Origin of the sequence: Vibrio sp. ES.051 (assembly GCF_002563795.1) — a bacterium.
Taxonomy (GTDB): domain Bacteria; phylum Pseudomonadota; class Gammaproteobacteria; order Enterobacterales; family Vibrionaceae; genus Vibrio.
On sequence record NZ_PDJL01000004.1, the window covers coordinates 322628 to 343865 of the forward strand.

Consider the following 21238-nt stretch of genomic DNA (forward strand, 5'->3'; position numbering starts at 1 on the left):
TTAGTCATGCAAGTGAAAAGTAATCGTTTCTGTACCCCTATGACTGCAAGGTACAAGTCAAGTCACTCTTTCTGATTAGGTTATTTGAACAAATCTCGTTGCTTTTCCATGCTCGACCCAGCACAATCTGGGACAGAGATTGTACATTATACCCATTTCCTTCCAAGATGCTCGCTTGTCAAGCTTAGACCTGAAGTCAGATAATCTTGGTCATTTGGTTATAGACATCACACTGTGAAATAACAATGACAAAAAACGAGAGAACCCACGGAACTTTCTTATTCACGGCGGAGTCACAAAGAGTGCTCAAGTAAGCAGTGGTGTCAATACTACGTTATTGCATAATTAGTACCCATGTCTGAGAAGATTAGGGGCATAACAAATAGGAGTATCCGCTCGAATGAACGAGCAGCTGACCGACCAAGTATTGATTGAGCGAGTTCAGAATGGCGATAAGCAAGCATTTAACCTGCTGGTAACGAAGTACCAGAACAAGGTATGTAATCTTATTTCCAGATACGTTAGTAATCCTGGCGATGTACCAGATGTAGCACAAGAAGCGTTTATCAAAGCTTACCGAGCTATTCCTACTTTTCGTGGGGAAAGTGCGTTTTATACGTGGCTGTATCGCATCGCAGTGAATACTGCGAAAAATCATATCGTAGCTCAGGGGAGAAGACCTCCAGCGACTGATATTGATGCTGAAGAAGCTGAATTTTATGAAACAGGTGGTGCACTTAAAGAAATATCGAACCCTGAGAACTTAACGTTGTCCAAAGAATTGCAACGGGTAGTGTTCAGTGCAATCGAAGCCTTACCTGAAGATTTAAAAACTGCAATGACATTACGAGAGTTTGATGGCTTGAGTTATGAAGAAATTGCTGAAGTAATGGATTGCCCAGTAGGAACGGTACGATCGCGTATCTTCCGTGCTCGTGAAGCGGTAGAAAAGAAAATTAAACCTCTTTTGTAGCGCTAGTACCAGTAATAACTATGGTGAAAACAATGGCTGACAAAGAAAAACTTTCAGCTCTCATGGATGGAGAATTGGTCGATAAGGCTTTAATTCAAGAGTTAGAGCAAGACCAAGAGAGCCGTAATGCTTGGCAGAATTATCACCTAATTGGTGATGTGATGCGAGGCGAAGCGCCAGCAAAACCTGATTGGAATATTGCTGAAAGCGTGGCGTTAGCGTTAGAAGATGAACCTGCACACTGTGCGCTTGATTCGCACCGTGCAAACGTAACCTCAATCGTAAACACGCTAGAAGAGTCTCAACCAGAACCGAAAAAAGCAAAGCGTCAGTTGCCAGATTGGTTGTCACAGTTTGGACAAGTCGCGGTTGCTGCATGTGTATCACTCGTCGTTATTTTAGGTGTACAGCAGTATGGTGGTAGCGATTCGATGTCGCCTCAAACCGACCAATTGCCAGTGTTGCAGACCGTTCCGTTTGCTGGCAGCGCAGAGCCGGTAAGTTTAACTCGTGAGTCTGTAGAGCGTTCTGTAGGGGAAGCAAATATGCAAGAGCAACGTAAACGTGTTCATGCTATGCTGAGAGACTACGAATTGCAATTAAGAATTAACAGCGATGCATCTCAACAAGATGCAAGTCTGAGTCCGGATATTGAATGAAAAAATTTCTGATCAGCGCTTGCGCTCTGTTCAGTATGATGCCTTTTCAAGCCTTTGCTGATGATAAGCCAGCGGAGGCTTTATTGCATCAAATGAGCGAGGCGAGTAAGAATTTAAGTTACGAACTCTCTTATATCCTTATCAAAAAGAATAGCATTGAGCCGTTGCTGTATCGTCATGCGATGCATGGTGACGATCAATATGCTCATCTTGTTTATTTAAGTGGCCCTGTGCGCGAAGTGATTCGTCGCGGCACAGAAGTGAGCTATATTGAAACAGGGTTAGAACCATTTACTATCGAGTCAGGTAAAATGGTCGCTCCGACCATACCAATGCTCAATGCCAATATCGACGAGCTAAACCTGTATTATGATTACGTAAAAGTCGGTCGAGCTCGTGAAGTTGGTGTGGCAACACAAGTGTTGCGTATCGTGCCGAAAGATGGCTTACGTTATTCCTACATATTATGGATTGATGAGAAAAGTAAGCTACCATTACGTGCTGATCTTGTTGACCGTGATGGTGAAATGTTGGAGCAATACCGCGCCATTTCCTACACTGTAAATCCCAAAATTGCACAGCTGATGAGTGGTTTACAAGATGTTCAATTGCCGGCTGTACTCACCATGCCAAAAGGCGATATTGGGACCAGTAACTGGCAAGTGGGTTGGATCCCTGAAGGGTTTGAGCCAAATGAACTTAACCGTTACCGCATGGCAGTCACCAATCAAATGGTTGAGAGTCAACTGTATTCCGATGGCTTGTTCAGTTTCTCTGTTTATGTAGCAAACAAAGACGAGCACTCATTAAAAGGTCAATTGGTGCGTCAAGGAAGAAGAACACTGCACAGTTTTGTCAGCGGTCAATACGAGATTTCCGTGGTAGGCGATATTCCACCGACCACTGCGCAGCGTATTGCTCAGTCAGTCACATTTAATGTAACAAAGAGTAAACGACAATGATGACCGCGTTGGCTACCGTGACAGACGTTCATCGTCATGGTAAACAATACGAAATTGATTTAAGCTGCGAACAGCAAACCAGCTGTAGCAGCTGTTCTTCACAGAAAAACTGTGGAACTGGTTTGGTTACTAAAGCCATTGGCAATAAAAGCCTGTCTTGGCAATTACGTACTGAAAAATCGGTGAAAATTGGTCAAGTGGTAGAAATTGGCTTTCCTGAAGCAAGCCTGATTAAGTCAGCAATGGCGGTTTATTTATTGCCACTGTTGGGGTTAATTGTTGGAGCCATGTTTGGTCACTTTCTATTTGAGCCACTGACTACTGGTGGTGAAGGTATCATCATCGTAACCTCGATATTATTCGCCGTTGGTGGAATGTGGATCGCAAAACGCGTTTCTGCTCCACTAGAAGACGAATCAAAGCGCCAAGTCACACTCGTTCGGGTGCTTGGGGAGCCAATCCAGTAAGCGCTTTGCCCTCGTATCTCAAGGTTATTTGGGGATGTTCCTTAAATGACGTGCGCCCGTTAACGAAATTCGGTAGAATCTGCCAACTTGATTGAAATGCCGTCAGATGATGGCATTTCTTACTGTTCCCATTTGTAAAGAGTTAGTCACCCTAAATCTATGAAGCACATTCGTAACTTTTCGATTATCGCCCACATCGACCATGGTAAGTCGACCCTATCAGACCGTCTAATCCAAGTTTGTGGCGGATTAACCGAACGTGAAATGGCCGCACAGGTTCTGGATTCAATGGATCTTGAACGTGAGCGTGGTATCACCATCAAATCTCAGAGTGTGACGCTAAACTACACCGCTAAAGATGGTGAAACGTATCAGCTGAACTTCATCGATACTCCGGGACACGTTGACTTTGCGTATGAAGTATCACGTTCTCTCGCTGCTTGTGAAGGCGCATTACTAGTAGTGGATGCAGGTCAAGGTGTAGAAGCACAGACACTGGCTAACTGTTACACCGCGATCGAAATGGATTTGGAAGTTATTCCAATCCTGAACAAAATCGACTTGCCTGCCGCAGACCCTGATCGCGTAGCAGAAGAAATTGAAGAAATCGTTGGTATCGATGCGATGGACGCCACCCGATGTTCTGCAAAAACCGGTTTGGGTGTCGACGACGTGTTAGAAAATATCGTATCAGCGATTCCAGCGCCAGAAGGTGATCCTGATGCGCCGTTACAAGCGTTGATCATTGACTCATGGTTCGATAACTATCTTGGTGTTGTCTCTTTGGTTCGGATTAAAAATGGCCAGTTGAAGAAGAACGACAAGATCAAGGTCATGAGCACTGGCCAAGTTTGGGGGGTCGACCGTTTAGGTATTTTTACACCAAAACGGGTGGACACCGAAATTCTTCGTACTGGCGAAGTAGGTTGGGTGGTTTGTGGTATTAAAGACATCCTTGGCGCACCAGTAGGTGATACCCTGACTCTGGCTAAAAATGGGTGCGAGACTCCTTTACCTGGCTTTAAGAAAGTAAAACCACAGGTATACGCCGGTCTATTCCCTGTATCATCTGATGACTATGAAAACTTCCGTGATGCGTTAGGTAAGCTAAGCCTGAACGATGCATCATTGTTCTACGAGCCAGAAAACTCTGCCGCGCTCGGTTTTGGTTTTCGTTGTGGTTTCCTTGGTATGTTGCACATGGAAATCATCCAAGAGCGTTTAGAGCGTGAATACGACCTCGACCTAATTACAACGGCGCCAACGGTAGTATACGAAGTTAAAAAGACTGACGGTGAAATGCTGTACGTTGATAGCCCAGCAAAATTACCTGCAATCAATGACATCGAAGAGATCCGTGAACCTATCGCACGTTGTAATATTCTTGTGCCATCAGACTACCTAGGTAACGTAATTACACTGTGTGTTGAGAAGCGCGGTTCTCAGGTTGATATGGTTTACCACGGTAACCAAGTTGCAGTCACTTATGATATTCCAATGGCAGAAGTTGTACTCGATTTCTTCGACCGTCTAAAGTCTACTTCGCGTGGTTATGCATCTCTGGATTACAACTTCCAGCGCTTTGATATGTCGGATATGGTACGTGTCGACGTATTGCTAAATGGTGACAAAGTCGATGCACTTGCCATGATCACTCATAAAGATCAGGCGCAGACTCGTGGTCGACAGCTGGTGGAGAAGATGAAAGAATTTATTCCTCGTCAGATGTTTGATATCGCAATTCAGGCTGCTATTGGTAACCACATCATTGCGCGTTCTACTGTGAAACAGCTACGTAAAAACGTAATCGCGAAATGTTATGGTGGTGACGTAAGCCGTAAGAAAAAACTTCTGAAGAAACAGAAAGAAGGTAAGAAGCGCATGAAACAAATCGGTAACGTTGAGTTACCGCAAGAAGCGTTCCTAGCCATCCTTCACGTAGGAAAAGACTAGAGTTGAACTTTGTCTCACACTTGTTGGTCTTAAGACGTTAGATATTAAAATAAGTGAAAGGGTTTAGGCTCTTTCACTTTCGTATTTTTAGATAAGGGAATTTAATGGCGAATACATTCTCACTGATTCTAGTTATCGTAACCTTGGTAACCGGGGTTGTTTGGCTGTTGGAAAAACTGTTGTTTGCCAAGAAGCGTCAAGCAAAACTGGCTGAGATCCAAGCACAGACGACAAACGGCTTAGATGCGGTGACGTTACAACAAGTAGAGCGCCAGCCTTGGTGGGTTGAAAATAGCGTGTCTATTTTTCCGGTAATTGCCTTTGTTTTGGTATTACGCTCCTTTATCTACGAACCTTTTCAAATTCCGTCAGGCTCAATGATGCCAACCTTATTAGTTGGTGATTTCATTTTGGTTGAGAAATACGCATACGGTTTAAAAGATCCAGTATGGCGCACGCAATTGGTCGAAACTGGTAAGCCAGAACGTGGCGATATCGTGGTATTTAAATACCCGCCACAACCAAGTATTGACTATATCAAGCGGGTCGTTGGTCTACCTGGTGATATCGTACGTTACTCAAGTGATAAGCAGGTGTGTATTCAAAGCAAGGGTGAGTCTACTTGTAAGCCAGTGAAATTGAGTAATGTTGAAGAGAGTCAGTTTATTTCAAACGGGATCCCAATGATCCAACTGGATGAAAAGTTGGGTAACGTTGAACATAATATTTTGGTCAACCCTCTTATTCGCAACCGGGTGGAACAATACTTTCCACGTCGCGGTACTACAGAATGGGTTGTACCACAAGGTCAGTACTTTGTGATGGGTGATAACCGTGATAACAGTGCTGATAGCCGATATTGGGGCTTTGTTCCTGAAGCAAATCTAGTCGGCAAAGCTGTGGCCATTTGGATCAGCTTCGAGTTTGAGCGTGGCGCAGATAGCGTTTTACCTTCATGGATCCCAACTGGTGTGCGTTTTAACCGCATCGGTGGCATTCACTAACCATTTATATCTATATCGAGAGAGTATGAATTCTCCAATTGATAAACTAGAGCGACAGCTCGGCTACCCATTTAGAGATGCCGAGCTTATCAATTTGGCGCTGACTCACCGCAGCGCCAATAGTAAGCATAATGAACGTCTTGAGTTTCTGGGCGATTCAATTTTAAGTTTTGTCATCGCTGATGAACTATACCATCGTTTTCCAAAAGTGAACGAAGGCGATATGAGCCGTATGCGTGCTACTTTGGTTCGCGGACATACATTGGCGGAACTGGGTCGTGAATTCGATCTAGGAGATTATTTAAAATTAGGTCCAGGTGAATTGAAGAGTGGCGGTTTCCGCCGAGACTCTATTCTAGCCGATGCGGTAGAAGCCATTATTGGTGCGATTTACCTTGATAGTGATCTTGAAAAAGTACGTGATATTGTACTGAGTTGGTACAATTCGCGTCTTGAAGCCATTCAACCTGGCGTATCACAAAAAGACCCCAAAACTCGCCTACAAGAGTTCCTGCAAGGCACAAGAAAACCGTTGCCTGTTTACACAGTGACTAATATTAAAGGTGAAGCGCACAACCAAGAGTTCACGGTTGAGTGTGAAATTGCAGGTGTGGATAAACCTGTAATCGGTAAAGGCACTAGTCGTCGCAAGGCAGAGCAGGCGGCGGCAGAAACAGCACTTGAGCAATTAACTAATGGCTGATAACGAATTCGATATTGATACATTTTTTGCATCACACGGTGAGCAAAGCACTCCAGAGAACCAACATTGTGGCTTCATCGCCATTGTTGGTCGTCCTAACGTGGGTAAATCAACGCTTCTGAACAAAATCTTAGGTCAGAAAATCTCGATTACTTCACGTAAGCCACAAACGACACGTCACCGCATCATGGGTGTGGACACGGATGGTGATTACCAAGCGATCTACGTGGATACGCCGGGTCTTCATATTGAAGAAAAACGAGCGATCAACCGGTTGATGAATCGTGCGGCGAACTCCTCGTTGAGCGATGTCAACTTAGTGCTCTTCTTGGTAGATGGGACGCACTGGACCAACGACGATGAGATGGTCTTGACCAAACTTCAAAAGTCGAATTTCCCAGTGGTACTTTGCGTGAATAAGGTTGATAACGTAAAAGATCGTAATGACGTGATGCTACACATGATGGAGCTGTCAAAGAGGATGGACTTCGTTGATGTGGTGCCAATCTCGGCAACACAAGGTAAGAACATCGATGTTCTGCGTAAACATGTACGCGCTCACTTGCCGAAAGCCACGCACCATTTTCCTGAAGAGTATGTGACGGATCGTTCACAGCGTTTTATGGCATCGGAAATTGTTCGTGAAAAGCTAATGCGTTTCACCGGTGAGGAGTTGCCATATTCCGTGACCGTTGAAATTGAGCGTTTTGACTATAACCCGGAAACGGACGGTTTCCATATCAATGCCTTGATTCTTGTTGAACGTAATGGTCAGAAGAAAATGGTGATTGGTAAAGGTGGTGAGAAGATTAAAACCATTGGTCGCGAAGCCCGCTTAGACATGGAAGAGCTGTTTGGGCGGAAGGTTTATCTAGAAACGTGGGTCAAAGTGAAATCTGGTTGGGCTGATGACGAACGTGCACTGCGCTCACTGGGTTACATCGACGATCTATAAACTTGCGGCGAAGAGACTTCGTTTCAATATCGATAAAAAATTAATATCGATTAAAATAAGGAGCCGCTTGGCTCCTTATTTTTTATTTAACACTTTTTAGGCACATTGACTTAGATGAGCAATTTATCTGCAGAAGGGTTACAGCGTTGTTTTGTATTGCATCGGCGTTCTTATAGCGAATCGAGTTTAATTCTTGATGTATTCAGTGAGGAATATGGACGTATTACGTTGATGGCTAAAGGCGCACGCAGTAAGCGTTCAAATTTAAAAGGCGCATTGCAGCCCTTTACGCCTTTGCTGCTCAAATGGTCAGGTAAAGGTTCGATGAAAACCTTACGACAAGCAGAGCCCATTAGCCTGGGGTTACCACTCATAGGAATAAACCTTTACTCTGCGATGTACGTTAATGAGTTGATCGGTCGTGTTTTAATGGCTGAGGTACCAATGCCTGCGATGTTTCATGATTATTTGCATGTATTGACGGAATTGGCCCACAACGAGAATCCAGAGCCTGCTCTGCGTCGGTTTGAATTAGCCTTATTGTCTTCGATGGGGTATGGCGTCGATTTTTTGCATTGTGCAGGGACCGGAGAACCTGTCGATCCAGCAATGACTTATCGCTACCGGGAACAAAAAGGGTTCATTGCCTCTGTGAGGCGCGATAACCTGACATTTGCAGGCAATGAACTGATTGCTATCAGTGAGCGTCGGTTTGTCACTAAAGAGCAGCTAAAAGCCGCAAAACGCTTTACACGTATAGCCTTAAAGCCGTATCTTGGCGGTAAACCTTTAAAAAGTCGTGAATTGTTCATTCAGACCCCCAGAGCACGGAGTAACGGAAAATGAGCTCAATTTATTTAGGCGTCAATATCGATCATATTGCCACTCTACGTAATGCACGTGGTACAAAATACCCAGACCCTGTCCATGCTGCAGACATTGCCGAGCGAGCAGGTGCGGACGGTATCACGATTCACTTGCGAGAAGACCGTCGTCATATTTTGGATCGTGATGTACGTATTCTGCGTGAAACCATTCAAACGCGCATGAATTTAGAGATGGCCGTCACGGATGAAATGGTTGAAATTGCACTACAGATTAAGCCTGAGTTCGTTTGTTTAGTACCGGAGAAACGTGAAGAATTGACCACAGAAGGCGGACTCGATGTCGTTGGTCAACTAGAAAAAATCAAAGCCGCAACCCAACAGCTAACAGACGCGGGCATCAAAGTGTCGTTGTTTATTGATGCTGACCGTCAGCAGATTGAAGCGGCGAAAAGATGTGGCGCGCCATTTATTGAACTTCACACAGGCCAATACGCGGATGCAAGCACCGAAGATGAACAGCAAGCAGAGTTAAAGAAAATCTCAGCTGGTGCAAGCTATGCCCATGACCTTGGAATTATTGTGAATGCTGGGCATGGCCTGACTTACCACAACGTGGCGCCAATCGCTGCGCTGCCAGAGATTTACGAGTTGAACATTGGTCATTCAATTATTGGTCGTGCTGTGTTTGATGGCTTGGAAAAGGCCGTTGCTGACATGAAAGCGCTAATGATCGCGGTGCGTTAATAACTGGGCGAATGTAATGGCGATTATAGGCTTAGGTACCGACATTGCGGAAATTGAGCGTATCGAAAAGGCACTGAATCGCAGTGGTGAATCATTTGCTTTACGTATTCTGTCAGAAGGGGAGCTCAACAAATTTGCCCAACAAAAGCAAAAAGGACGCTATCTAGCCAAGCGTTTTGCGGTGAAAGAGGCAGCCTCCAAAGCATTAGGGACGGGGATAGCTAAAGGTATTACGTTCCACGATTTTACAATCTCTAATGATGACTTTGGTAAACCTGTACTCTCGTTGTCTGGAGTCGCAAAGCAGATGGCGGATTCGCTGGGGGTAAATCATATTCATCTATCCATTTCCGATGAACGCCACTATGCAGTAGCAACCGTGATTTTAGAATCCTAGTGATAATACACTCAAATCAAATACGAAAAAGCCAGAGCAAATGCACTGGCTTTTTTTGTATCGAAATCGAATTATTGCTCGAGGTATAACTTTGCAGTGGTCGTGACTTTAATCATTTCATCTTGTAGTTCGAACATTTCCGGCTCGACCTCTTCAATACTGACTCCTGAGCGTAGGGCCTGTTCAAGAGTCGCGCAGAGTGACTTGAGCCTTGGCACGCCGCAATAGGAGCTGCTGCCATGTAGTTTATGAATGACATGGATCAGGTCGTCACGAGAGATGTCTTCTTGTTCTAGTGTTTGATCGACGATTTCCTCTACCTCGGGAATAAAATCGATCAACATTTTTAACATGTCTTTGGCTAAGTCTTCTTTATTGGCACTTTGCTTTAAAGCGGCTGGCCAATCGATGATCATATCCTGTTGAACCTGAGAAGACTGGTTTTCTTGCTCATCGACATAAGACGGAGCTACTTTATCCACGCTTTCTGTACAAGCATTTGGGTTCCAGTGAACCAAAACCTGTTGCAGCACATGTTCTTCAATTGGTTTGGTGAGATAGTCATCCATTCCAGCAGAGAGGAGGCGACCTCTTTCTCCTGCCATGGCGTGGGCGGTTACCGCGATAACTGGCGTATCTTTATTCAGTTCCAGTAGCTTAATGTGCTTACAAGCGGTCACACCATCCATCTGGGGCATTTGAATATCCATGAAGATTAAATCGTACTTCTTCTCTGTGGCGAGATTAACGGCTTGCTGGCCATTGCTGCATGCCGTTACGGTGTCTACTCGTTCACGAAGCAGGGCCGAGATAAGCTTCAAGTTTGCTGGGTTATCATCGACCGCTAACACAGAAAGAGGTAAACGCTCACTTTCTGTGGGGCTGATTGGAGCAAGCAATTTTGGAGGTGATTCGACATGCTCACTGATTAAGCTTTGAAGTAACTTACGTCGAGACAATGGTTTGGTCAGACACTGAACCTGATGAGCGGTCATGATTTGATCGGCGAGTGCTAGCTCAGTGCTCGGTATGCCCATAATGATACTTGGAGCCATACGCTTAGCTTGCTCTATCCAAGGGGTCACAACTTGTTCATCATAAGTTTGGTTGGCCGCTAAATTCAGCAAGATGTAATCGTATTGCTCATCATTTTCAGGTAGCGAAGAGCGGTAGGTGACTAAAATACCTTCTTGACTGAGAATTTTTTGAGTGACTGTCGCTGCTTGCATATTCGGTTCAATCAGTAGCAGCTGTTTACCCATGAGTAAGTCGGCTTCAATCAGATCACTCATCGGCATTTCTGTTGAGTTGAGTCGCAGGGTAAACCAGAAAGTTGAACCTTGGTGCAGACGGCTGGTTAGGCTGATCTCCCCCCCCATTTGGCTGACTAATTTTTGGGTAATTACCAGGCCTAAGCCTGTGCCGCCATAGCGACGAGAAATGCTGGCATCCGCTTGGCTAAATGCTTGGAATAACTGTGCTTGCTGACGTTCTGAAATGCCGATGCCGGTATCGCGAACCATAAATTGTAGCTCAACGGAATCACCAGACTGAGAACGCATTTCAACACTCATATCAATGTTGCCTCGCTCAGTAAATTTAATCGAGTTACCGATTAAATTCGTCAGCACCTGTTGGATACGTAGTGGATCGCCCACAAGACCCGGCGGGATCTTTGGATCCACTTTTAGGGTGATTTCCAGCCCTTTCTCATGAGCACTGGTGGCTTGCAGGTTGATGACTTCTTCCAAACTTTCACGGAAATCAAACGGAATGTTTTCTAGAGCGAGTTTACCGGCCTCCAATTTCGAGAAATCGAGAATGTCATTGATGATGTTAAGCAGGTTATTCGCCGACTTCTCAATCGTCTGAAGATAATCAGTTTGGCTATTCGAGAGCTGAGTTTTGAGCATTTGGCGGGTAAAACCAATCACGCCGTTGAGCGGAGTGCGCAGCTCGTGAGACATGTTCGCCAAGAACTCGGATTTCACACGGGCGGCTTCTTGGGCTCGCTTCTTGGCAATGTCCAGCTCCACGTTCTGGATTTCAAGTTGTTCAAGTGTTTCACGCAAGTCCGAAGTCGCTTGGTCTATACTGTGCTGCATCTCTACGTGGTACTCCGATAGCGAAACAGCCATCGCGTTAATGCCGTTTTTCAATTGGTCTAATTCACCATGCATCTTGCCTTCGATACGCACGTCCAAGTGACCACGACGAATGCGGTCAACCACATTCTTCATATGGGTGATCGGCTGGGTTACATCGTGCATTAAACGTGAAGCAAACACACTCGCAAGGCCAAGACCGAGTATCAGAACTAAAAATGCCGAGAAGATCTCTTGGTATTGTTGCAGTCTCAAGGACGAGAGATCTAACTCAACTGCGATATAACCAATCGCTTTTGTGCCTTGACTCTTACTTGATAGCTCAGATAAATAGTGGCCTTCGGATAAGATAGGTACGCGTAATATCAGTGAGTTGTCATAGATTTCCGAATTGCCCAATTGTGGGATCGGTTTCCCTTTAGGAAACATTAAGGTTTCAAAATTAGGATGGAAATTAGAAGTAACAAAGAGTTCATGATATTCGTCAAACACTGCAATACTGCGTACCAGTTTGGAGTTTTTACGATGTGCGTAGCTGATCAAGCGACGCACGGTTTCACGGCTTTCTGAAAGCAGATGAGTTTCACTGGCAATCGCAAGCGGTTCAATGATGCTATTACCTGTGGTGATAACTTGTTTCTCAAGGTCTTGGTAGCGGTTAAACGAGAAAAAACCGCTCAGTAATAAGCCAATGATGAGAGTGGGAGCGAGAGTCAGCGTAATTACACGTGCTCGTAAGCCATATCTGGTCATGTTATCTAATTACATCGGAGTCGGGATATGGGAAAATAACGCATTATTTCTCAAGTGCACGATAAAGCCTTGAGCAAAGAAGTGACGTCACCGAATAAACGGTAAGCATAATCAAGTCACTCGAATCACACAACGGCTGCAATCAAGAATAGTGAAGCCGTAGGGCAATTAGACATAAATCAGGCACAGAGCATGGCACGTATCTTCCAACCTAAAAAGAAAACCCAACTCAATACTCGTCATCAAGCGGTACAAGTGGAACGTTTAGATCACCACGGGTCAGGTATTGCTTATCTGAAGAATAAGCCGCTATTTATTGATGGCGCCTTGCCGGGTGAAGAAGTCGTCACGCAATTAGTGGAAGAAAAAAGTAAATTTGCTCGTGGTCAACTGATCAAAATCCTTAAGCCTAGTGACGTACGCGTCGAACCTTTCTGTCCGCATTATCATAAGTGTGGGGGATGTGACTTGCAGCACCTAGATTATGATCAACAATTGACGCACAAACAACAAACGTTGCGTCAGCTAATGCGAAAATTCGCTGGCCGTGAGATTGAATTAGATACGCCGATATTAGGTGACTCGTATGCTTATCGTCGACGTGCACGAGTGAGTTTATTTGTCGACAAGAAAACACGACAGTTGCACTTTGGCTTTCGTCAAAAGCAAAGTAAACAAATCGCGCAAGTGACCGATTGTCCGGTATTGGCGCCTGAGTTAAATGTGCTATTGCCTGAGCTTTACTTGGTGCTGAAAGCATTCAACAAACCAGAGCAACTTGGTCATATAGAGTTAGTGCTTGGTGATAATGGTCCCTGTATCACGCTACGCCATTTGGGCAAACTAACGAAAGATGAAACTGGTGCCTTAATCGAGTTAGCCGAACGTCATCACGCGTCGCTGTACTTGATGCCAGCAACAGATCAACTCGACCTCGTTGAAGGTGAGGCGCCTTTTTATCAAGAAACGGGGGTAAAGATCCCGTTTTCACCGAATAACTTCATTCAAGTTAATCAAGCGGTGAACCAACAAATGGTCAAACAAGCGGTTGAGTGGTTAGACCCGAAACAAAACGATCGGGTGTTAGATTTATTTTGCGGGTTAGGTAACTTCAGTTTACCAATGGCAAAATTAGTTAAGCATGTTGTCGGTGTTGAAGGGGTAGCAGAGATGGTCGAAAAAGCCGTAAACAATGCATCCTTGAACCACATCAATAACGCGCAGTTTTATCACGCTAACCTTGAGCAAGGTTTTGAAGGTCAAACGTGGGCGATGGAGCAGTTTGATAAAGTTCTGTTAGACCCAGCACGTGCGGGTGCGAGTGGGATCATCGATCAAGTTTCGGAGCTTGGCGCGCGGCGTGTAGTTTATGTTTCTTGTAATCCTGCTACCCTTGCTAGGGACAGCCAGAGCCTGATAGCGCAAGGCTACAAATTAACCAAACTAGGCATGTTGGACATGTTCCCTCATACCAGCCATCTAGAATCGATGGCACTGTTTGAAAAGTCCTAATTCCTAGGACGTTGGCCCCTTATTTGTGGTGGGTGGTCATAAAGCCAGTGTTTAAAACGCAGGCAAAGAACTAACCTGGACGGTGTTAGTCAAACCACACGAATATAATAATTAGGATGATGAGATGGTTGCGGTAAGAAGCGCGCATTTAAACCAAAATGAACAGTTTGAACTCGAACGTTGGGTGGCTAGCCTAGGGCAAGAGAAGAACACAGCTTCACGCTTAATCGAAGTGTATCGAGATTGCCAAACGATGTTGGCTGATCACGATCAAGCGGAGTTGTTGTTGTGGCGTGGGCGAGAAATGATCGAAATACTGGTCACCTTGTCCATGGATAAAGCGACTTTAGTGGCTGCGCAGCTGTTTCCTTTGGTTTCAAGTCGTGCTTTTAACAGAGAAATTCTGGAAGAAAAATACAGCAAAGAAACCATGAAATTAATCGATGGCGTTGAAGAAATGGCTGCGATTGGCCAGCTTAACGTCAACATGGAAGGCAGCGCAGCATCGTCTCAAGTCGACAACGTGCGTCGCATGTTGCTTGCGATGGTTGATGACTTCCGCTGCGTGGTTATCAAGCTAGCGGAACGAATTTGCAACCTGATTGAAGTTAAAAAGGCACCGGACGAGGTTCGACGTGCTGCCGCAAAAGAGTGTGCCAACATTTACGCGCCTCTGGCCAACCGTCTTGGTATTGGTCAGCTGAAGTGGGAAATTGAAGATTACGCTTTCCGTTATCAGCAACCAGAGACCTACAAAAAAATTGCCAAACAGCTGTCAGAGCGTCGTATTGTTCGTGAACAGTACATCAAAGACTTTATTGAAGATCTGACTCACGAGATGGAAACCTCAGGCATCAATGCAGAAGTCAGCGGCCGTCCTAAACACATCTACAGCATTTGGCGCAAAATGCAGAAGAAAAGCTTGGCGTTCGACGAGCTGTTTGATGTACGAGCGGTCCGTATCATCGCTGATAAACTGCAAGACTGTTACGCCGCGTTAGGGGTGGTTCATACCAAATACAAGCATTTACCGAGTGAGTTCGACGATTATGTCGCCAACCCCAAGCCAAACGGGTACCAATCGATCCACACCGTCATTCTAGGGCCTGAAGGTAAAACCATTGAGATCCAGATTCGTACTAAGCAAATGCATGAAGAGTCCGAGCTCGGTGTAGCCGCGCACTGGAAATATAAAGAGGGGGCAAGCAGCCGTAGTGGTTACGATGAAAAAATCACCTGGCTGCGTAAACTGCTTGATTGGCAAGAAGAAATGTCCGACTCCGGCGAAATGCTGGATGAGCTACGCAGTCAAGTGTTTGATGACCGCGTTTACGCGTTTACGCCGCGCGGTGACGTGGTTGACTTACCAATGGGCGCAACGCCACTCGATTTTGCGTACCATATTCACTCCGAAGTGGGGCATCGTTGTATTGGCGCCAAAGTGGGTGGGCGAATTGTCCCGTTCACTCATAAGCTTCACATGGGCGATCAAGTTGAGATCATAACCTCAAAAGAACCCAACCCTTCACGTGACTGGTTAAATCCATCCTTGGGCTTCGTTCATTCAGGGCGTGCACGCGCGAAAATTAATGCTTGGTTCCGCAAGCAAAGCCGTGAAAAAAACCTTGAGGCTGGCCGTGAGATTCTTGAGCAAGAACTGGCGAAAATTGGCGCAAAGCTAAAAGATGCTGAGCATTACGCACTTAAGCGTTTTAACATTAAAACACCCGATGAGCTCTATGTCGGAGTGGGAAGTGGTGATTTACGCATCAACCAGATCATTAACCATATCAATGCTTTGGTTAATAAACCGACCGCAGAAGAAGAAGACCAACAAGCGCTAGAGAAACTGCAAGAAGCCGGACACAGAGCGCCAGCACAAAGCCGCCCGAAGAAAGATGCCGTCGTCGTTGAAGGGGTCGATAACCTGATGACCCACCTCGCGCGCTGTTGTCAGCCCATCCCAGGTGACAACATCTGTGGTTACATCACCCAAGGTCGCGGTATCTCCGTTCACCGCAGTGATTGTGAGCAGTTAGAAGAACTTCGTCACCACGCGCCAGAGCGTATTATCGATACCGTCTGGGGGAGTGGCTTCGTCGGTTCATACATCCTCACCGTACGGGTCGAAGCGATGGAGCGTAGCGGTCTACTGAAAGACATCACCACACTATTTGCCAACGAAAAAATAAAAGTCACCAGTATGAAAAATCGTGTCGATTATCGTCGTCAGCTTGCCGTCATGGATTTTGACCTAGAGATGACCAATATTGAGGTGCTGTCTCGGGTATCGAAGCGTGTTGAGCAGATCAAGGATGTGGTGACTGTGAAACGCCTCGGCTAAAACTCTCGTCATAGTTATCGTTGTAGCGTTGTTGACTGCACGCACTCGCTCCATCACATGGTAAACCATGCTCAGGAGTCTCGTTTGTTTGTCGCCTAGCTACAGCTTCAACTATTTAGAGAGTTACGCATACATCGCATTAGGCTTTCTAACTGCTCTGGTTTCACTTGTTTCCGGAATGCTTGCTCAAGCAGGAGAGCTATGCTCAGGAGTCGCGAAAACTTGTTGCCTGTCAAAGTAACAATTCCTTAGTGAAAGCTGCTGAGAAAATATAATGTAGAAGGTGAGTGGTTTTGACTACTCACCTTTTTCTTTAGATAGAAAGGTTTAAAGGAACAGAAAATGAGTCATCCAATTGAACAATTAGAACAAATTATGGCGAAGTTGCGTGACCCAGAAAGCGGTTGCCCTTGGGACTTAAACCAAACCTTTGACACCATCGTTCCGCACACCATCGAAGAAACTTACGAAGTGGTGGATGCGATCCAAAACCGAGACTGGGCAAACCTCAAAGAAGAGCTTGGCGACTTATTGTTTCAGGTGATTTTTTACAGCCAGATGGCGAAAGAGCAGGAACTGTTTGAACTCACTGATGTGGTTGAAACCGTGAACGAAAAGTTGACTCGTCGCCATCCGCATGTTTTTTCAGGTGTTGAGTTTGAATCGGACGAGGAAATTAACGCCAACTGGGAAGCCGAAAAAGCAAAAGAAAAAGCGCAGGTAGGCAAAGCGGAAGAAAGTATCCTAGACTCAATACCAAACTCTTTGCCGGCACTTTCTCGTGCTACAAAAATACAGAAAAAATGTGCGAAAGTGGGCTTTGATTGGGATTCTCTTGGGCCTGTGGTGGCAAAGGTTCAAGAGGAAATAGAAGAAGTCATGGAAGAAGCGCTTCAAGTTCAACCTGATGAAGAAAAGGTTGAGTTAGAGTTGGGCGATTTATTATTTGCGACAGTAAATTTAGCCCGCCACCTTGATAAAGATCCAGAAGTCGCATTGGGGAAAGCAAACCTAAAATTTGTTAGGCGTTTCAAGCAGGTTGAAGCCAAGGTTGCACAGTCTAATAGAACGCTTCCAGATTGTTCGTTATCTGAACTTGACCATTTTTGGGACGAAGTAAAGCAGGAAGAGTAGGGGAGAAATAAAACACCTAGGGGCGGTTATTATTAGACAAGTTTGACTAGAACACTTAAGCGCACTTTGGTTTCTCTTTGTTCACTTTGATTTGAAGCAAAAAATAAAAAATCACAGTGTGATAGATTTCACGTTGTGGCGGTAAGGAGCTTCTGGTATATTTATCTCCCGTCCAGAAGCACTCCATTTCCCTCATTCAACCAATTTCAGGTTAAACATGACGACAAATTACATTTTTGTTACTGGCGGGGTTGTATCCTCTCTAGGTAAAGGTATTGCGGCAGCATCTCTTGCAGCTATTCTTGAAGCTCGTGGTCTTAAAGTGACGATGATGAAGCTTGACCCTTACATCAACGTTGATCCAGGCACAATGAGCCCGACTCAGCACGGTGAAGTGTTTGTAACGGAAGATGGTGCAGAGACAGACCTTGACCTTGGTCACTATGAACGTTTCATTCGCACCAAAATGACCAAGCGTAACAACTTCACAGCAGGTCGTGTTTATGCCGATGTTCTTCGTAAAGAACGTCGCGGTGACTACCTAGGTGCAACGATTCAGGTTATTCCTCATATTACTAACGCGATCAAAGACCGTGTCATTGCTGGCTCTGAAGGCCATGATGTGGCCATCGTCGAAGTCGGTGGCACCGTTGGTGATATCGAATCACTGCCGTTCATGGAAGCGATTCGCCAGCTAGCCGTAGAGCTTGGCCGTGAGCGTGCCATGTTCATGCACCTAACTCTCGTTCCTTACCTAGCCGCTGCGGGCGAAGTGAAAACAAAACCGACGCAACACTCGGTAAAAGAATTGCTATCTATTGGTATTCAACCAGATATCCTAGTTTGCCGAAGCGATCGTGTTATCCCTGCCAACGAACGTAAAAAAATCGCACTATTCTGTAACGTTTCAGAAAAAGCGGTTATCTCAATGAAGGACGTGGATTCAATCTACAAGATCCCGCAATTAATTAAGTCTCAGGGGCTTGATGATCTCGTTTGCACACGCTTTGGTATTACGGCACCAGAAGCCAACCTTGCTGAATGGGAACAGGTCATCTACGAAGAAGCGAACCCAATAGGTGAAGTCACCATTGGGATGGTGGGTAAGTACACTGAGTTACCAGATGCATATAAGTCTGTAAATGAAGCGCTTAAACACGCTGGCTTGAAAAACCGTCTGAGCGTCACAATTAAGTATGTAGATTCACAAGATATTGAAACAAAAGGCGTTGAGCTTCTAGATGGCTTAGACGCAATTCTAGTTCCAGGTGGCTTTGGCGATCGCGGTATCGAAGGTAAAATCCGTGCAGCACAATACGCACGTGAAAACAAAGTGCCTTATCTAGGAATTTGTTTGGGTATGCAAGTAGCCCTGATTGAATACGCGCGCAACGTCGCGGGTATGGAAGGTGCACATTCAACCGAATTTAACAAAGAAACCAAGTACCCTGTGGTAGGTTTGATCACAGAGTGGGTAGACGAGACGGGTAGCGTAGAAGAGCGCACTGAAAAGTCCGACCTTGGAGGGACGATGCGTCTTGGGTCACAGCTGTGTCACCTAGAAAAGGGCACGAAAGCTCGTGAACTATATGGTAGTGCGACGATCCACGAACGTCACCGTCATCGTTACGAAGTGAACAACGTTCTTCGTCCGAAAATCGAGAAAGCAGGTCTGAAAGTGTCTGGCCTGTCTGCGGACAAGAAATTAGTGGAAATGATTGAGAACCCAGACCACCCATGGTTTGTAGCGGCTCAGTTCCATCCCGAATTCACATCGACGCCTCGTGATGGTCACCCATTGTTTGCCGGTTTCGTTAAAGCTGCGGGCCAAAACGCACGCGGCGAATTCGAGAAGTAAAAGGATACGGGTGGCGGCGAAGGTTGTGCTGCTGCCCTTTAAAATTGACATTTATATTTGAAACGAGAGGAAACATTAATGTCTAAGATCGTTAAAGTTCTAGGTCGTGAAATCATCGACTCACGTGGTAACCCTACTGTAGAAGCTGAAGTACACCTAGAAGGCGGTTTCGTAGGTATGGCGGCAGCACCATCTGGCGCATCTACAGGTTCTCGCGAAGCTCTTGAGCTGCGTGACGGTGACAAAACACGTTTCCTAGGTAAAGGTGTTCTTAAAGCTGTTGAAGCTGTAAATGGCCCAATCGCTGAAGCTCTAGTTGGTAAAGACGCGAAAGACCAAGCTGCCATCGACGCAGTAATGATTGAACTCGACGGTACTGAAAACAAATCTAAATTCGGTGCTAACGCTATCCTAGCGGTTTCTCTAGCAAACGCTAAAGCGGCTGCGGCTGCGAAAGGCATGCCTCTATACGAGCACGTTGCTGAACTTAACGGCACTCCAGGCCAGTTCTCTATGCCTCTACCAATGATGAATATCATCAACGGTGGTGAGCACGCAGACAACAACGTTGACATCCAAGAGTTCATGATCCAACCAGTTGGTGCTAAGACGCTTAAAGAAGGTCTACGTATCGGTGCTGAAGTATTCCACAACCTAGCTAAAGTTCTTAAAGCAAAAGGCCTAAGCACGGCAGTTGGTGATGAAGGTGGTTTCGCTCCTAACCTTGAGTCTAACGCTGCGGCCCTAGCTGCAATCCAAGAAGCAGTAGAAGCGGCTGGTTACGTATTAGGTAAAGACGTAACGCTAGCGATGGACTGTGCGGCATCTGAGTTCTACGACAAAGAAGCTGGCAACTACAACATGAAAGGCGAAGGTAAAGTCTTCACTTCTGAAGAGTTCAACTTCTACCTACAAGATCTTGCGAACCAATACCCGATCGTATCTATCGAAGATGGTCTTGATGAGTCAGATTGGGATGGTTTCAAACACCAAACTGAACTTCTAGGCGATAAGCTTCAACTAGTTGGTGACGACCTATTCGTTACAAACACTAAGATCCTTGCTGAAGGTATTGAAAAAGGCGTAGCTAACTCTATCCTTATCAAGTTCAACCAAATCGGTTCTCTAACTGAGACTCTAGCAGCAATCAAGATGGCTAAAGATGCAGGTTACACAGCAGTAATCTCACACCGCAGTGGCGAAACTGAAGATGCAACGATCGCTGATCTAGCGGTAGGTACTGCAGCAGGCCAAATCAAAACGGGTTCTATGAGCCGTTCTGACCGTGTTGCTAAGTACAACCAACTTATCCGTATCGAGGAAGCTCTAGGTGAGCGCGCTCCTTTCAACGGTCTTAAAGAAGTAAAAGGTCAAGCTTAATTCTTAACTGAATTAACTGCTTAGATTTATAGCTTGATAAAACGCCTCGCATTCGCGGGGCGTTTTTGTTTATGGGAGACCTATAGCTTGGTGCCTTTCTTTATTTTCATGCTTATTTCCTGTGAGGAGTGCGTGAGTCTCCCCTTCTCCCCTAGAGGCAATCACGCATTTATGCTATATATGTCACCTTATCTAACTCCTTCCGGTACAGAATGTTAGCAGCGATATGCGAATTTTTGTTATAGCCCTTACGCTACTGTTTGGCTTGCTTCAATACACTCTATGGTTTGGTAAGAACGGAGTGTCTGACTACTACACAGTAAAAGATGAAATTGAAGTTCAGCAGCAAGTGAACAGCAAGCTACAAGCGCGCAATAAAGAAATGTTCGCTGAGATTGATGACTTAAGACAAGGTCTTGATGCAATTGAAGAACGTGCGCGTCACGAACTTGGGCTAATTAAAGATGGCGAGACTTTTTACCGCATTATAGGTGAGGAAAACCATTAA

The 21238-nt window shown here is 45.4% G+C and carries 18 protein-coding genes; 17 read left to right on the plus strand and 1 reads right to left on the minus strand.

What is annotated here, in order from left to right:
* Positions 1 to 400 precede the first annotated feature (400 nt).
* From rpoE to acpS, 11 genes are all read left to right on the plus strand, one after another.
* Positions 401 to 973 (plus strand): RNA polymerase sigma factor RpoE, encoded by a 573-nt coding sequence (rpoE, locus tag ATG66_RS07920; protein ID WP_098414790.1) that lies wholly within the window; start codon positions 401 to 403, stop codon positions 971 to 973.
* 32 nt (positions 974 to 1005) lie between these two features.
* Complete coding sequence (locus tag ATG66_RS07925; protein ID WP_179885623.1) at positions 1006 to 1632, plus strand: sigma-E factor negative regulatory protein; 627 nt, start codon at positions 1006 to 1008, stop codon at positions 1630 to 1632.
* Entirely contained in the window at positions 1629 to 2594 is a 966-nt protein-coding gene (gene rseB, locus ATG66_RS07930) for a sigma-E factor regulatory protein RseB (RefSeq protein ID WP_098414792.1), read from the plus strand. Before ATG66_RS07925 ends, rseB begins: the two co-directional genes overlap by 4 nt.
* Positions 2591 to 3061, plus strand: a complete 471-nt coding sequence (locus ATG66_RS07935; RefSeq protein ID WP_098414793.1) for a SoxR reducing system RseC family protein — start codon at positions 2591 to 2593, stop codon at positions 3059 to 3061. Before rseB ends, ATG66_RS07935 begins: the two co-directional genes overlap by 4 nt.
* A 159-nt stretch (positions 3062 to 3220) precedes the next feature.
* Entirely contained in the window at positions 3221 to 5014 is a 1794-nt protein-coding gene (gene lepA / locus ATG66_RS07940) for a translation elongation factor 4 (protein ID WP_098414794.1), read from the plus strand.
* Between the two features lie 104 nt (positions 5015 to 5118).
* The gene (lepB, locus tag ATG66_RS07945) at positions 5119 to 6018 is read left to right on the plus strand and encodes a signal peptidase I (RefSeq protein ID WP_098414795.1); all 900 of its coding nucleotides are present in this window, start codon (positions 5119 to 5121) and stop codon (positions 6016 to 6018) included.
* A gap of 25 nt (positions 6019 to 6043) precedes the next feature.
* On the plus strand, positions 6044 to 6721 hold the full coding sequence (gene rnc / locus ATG66_RS07950) for a ribonuclease III (RefSeq protein ID WP_098414796.1): 678 nt from the start codon (positions 6044 to 6046) through the stop codon (positions 6719 to 6721).
* The gene (gene era, locus ATG66_RS07955) at positions 6714 to 7676 is read left to right on the plus strand and encodes a GTPase Era (RefSeq protein ID WP_098414797.1); all 963 of its coding nucleotides are present in this window, start codon (positions 6714 to 6716) and stop codon (positions 7674 to 7676) included. The genes rnc and era overlap by 8 nt, the downstream gene beginning before the upstream one ends.
* A gap of 114 nt (positions 7677 to 7790) precedes the next feature.
* The gene (gene recO / locus ATG66_RS07960) at positions 7791 to 8522 is read left to right on the plus strand and encodes a DNA repair protein RecO (protein ID WP_098414798.1); all 732 of its coding nucleotides are present in this window, start codon (positions 7791 to 7793) and stop codon (positions 8520 to 8522) included.
* Positions 8519 to 9247 (plus strand): pyridoxine 5'-phosphate synthase, encoded by a 729-nt coding sequence (pdxJ, locus tag ATG66_RS07965; RefSeq protein ID WP_098414799.1) that lies wholly within the window; start codon positions 8519 to 8521, stop codon positions 9245 to 9247. Before recO ends, pdxJ begins: the two co-directional genes overlap by 4 nt.
* A 16-nt stretch (positions 9248 to 9263) precedes the next feature.
* On the plus strand, positions 9264 to 9644 hold the full coding sequence (acpS, locus tag ATG66_RS07970; protein ID WP_098414800.1) for a holo-ACP synthase: 381 nt from the start codon (positions 9264 to 9266) through the stop codon (positions 9642 to 9644).
* Positions 9645 to 9715: 71 nt separating this feature from the next.
* On the opposite strand, the gene barA is transcribed toward acpS, so the two are convergent.
* The gene (gene barA, locus ATG66_RS07975; RefSeq protein WP_098414801.1) at positions 9716 to 12502 is read right to left on the minus strand and encodes a two-component sensor histidine kinase BarA; all 2787 of its coding nucleotides are present in this window, start codon (positions 12500 to 12502) and stop codon (positions 9716 to 9718) included.
* 192 nt (positions 12503 to 12694) lie between these two features.
* On the opposite strand from barA, the gene rlmD reads away from it, so the two are divergent.
* The 6 genes from rlmD (at position 12695) to ftsB (ending at position 21238) form a co-directional block, all read left to right on the plus strand.
* Complete coding sequence (rlmD, locus tag ATG66_RS07980; protein WP_098414802.1) at positions 12695 to 14014, plus strand: 23S rRNA (uracil(1939)-C(5))-methyltransferase RlmD; 1320 nt, start codon at positions 12695 to 12697, stop codon at positions 14012 to 14014.
* Positions 14015 to 14138: 124 nt separating this feature from the next.
* Complete coding sequence (gene relA / locus ATG66_RS07985; RefSeq protein WP_098414803.1) at positions 14139 to 16358, plus strand: GTP diphosphokinase; 2220 nt, start codon at positions 14139 to 14141, stop codon at positions 16356 to 16358.
* A 342-nt stretch (positions 16359 to 16700) separates the two neighbouring features.
* On the plus strand, positions 16701 to 17492 hold the full coding sequence (gene mazG / locus ATG66_RS07990; RefSeq protein ID WP_098414804.1) for a nucleoside triphosphate pyrophosphohydrolase: 792 nt from the start codon (positions 16701 to 16703) through the stop codon (positions 17490 to 17492).
* A 217-nt stretch (positions 17493 to 17709) separates the two neighbouring features.
* Positions 17710 to 19350, plus strand: a complete 1641-nt coding sequence (locus ATG66_RS07995) for a CTP synthase (protein WP_098414805.1) — start codon at positions 17710 to 17712, stop codon at positions 19348 to 19350.
* Between the two features lie 78 nt (positions 19351 to 19428).
* Positions 19429 to 20730, plus strand: a complete 1302-nt coding sequence (gene eno / locus ATG66_RS08000) for a phosphopyruvate hydratase (RefSeq protein WP_098414806.1) — start codon at positions 19429 to 19431, stop codon at positions 20728 to 20730.
* A 226-nt stretch (positions 20731 to 20956) separates the two neighbouring features.
* Positions 20957 to 21238 carry a cell division protein FtsB gene (ftsB, locus tag ATG66_RS08005; protein ID WP_098414807.1) on the plus strand — a complete coding sequence of 94 codons (282 nt, stop codon included), beginning with the start codon at positions 20957 to 20959 and terminating at the stop codon, positions 21236 to 21238.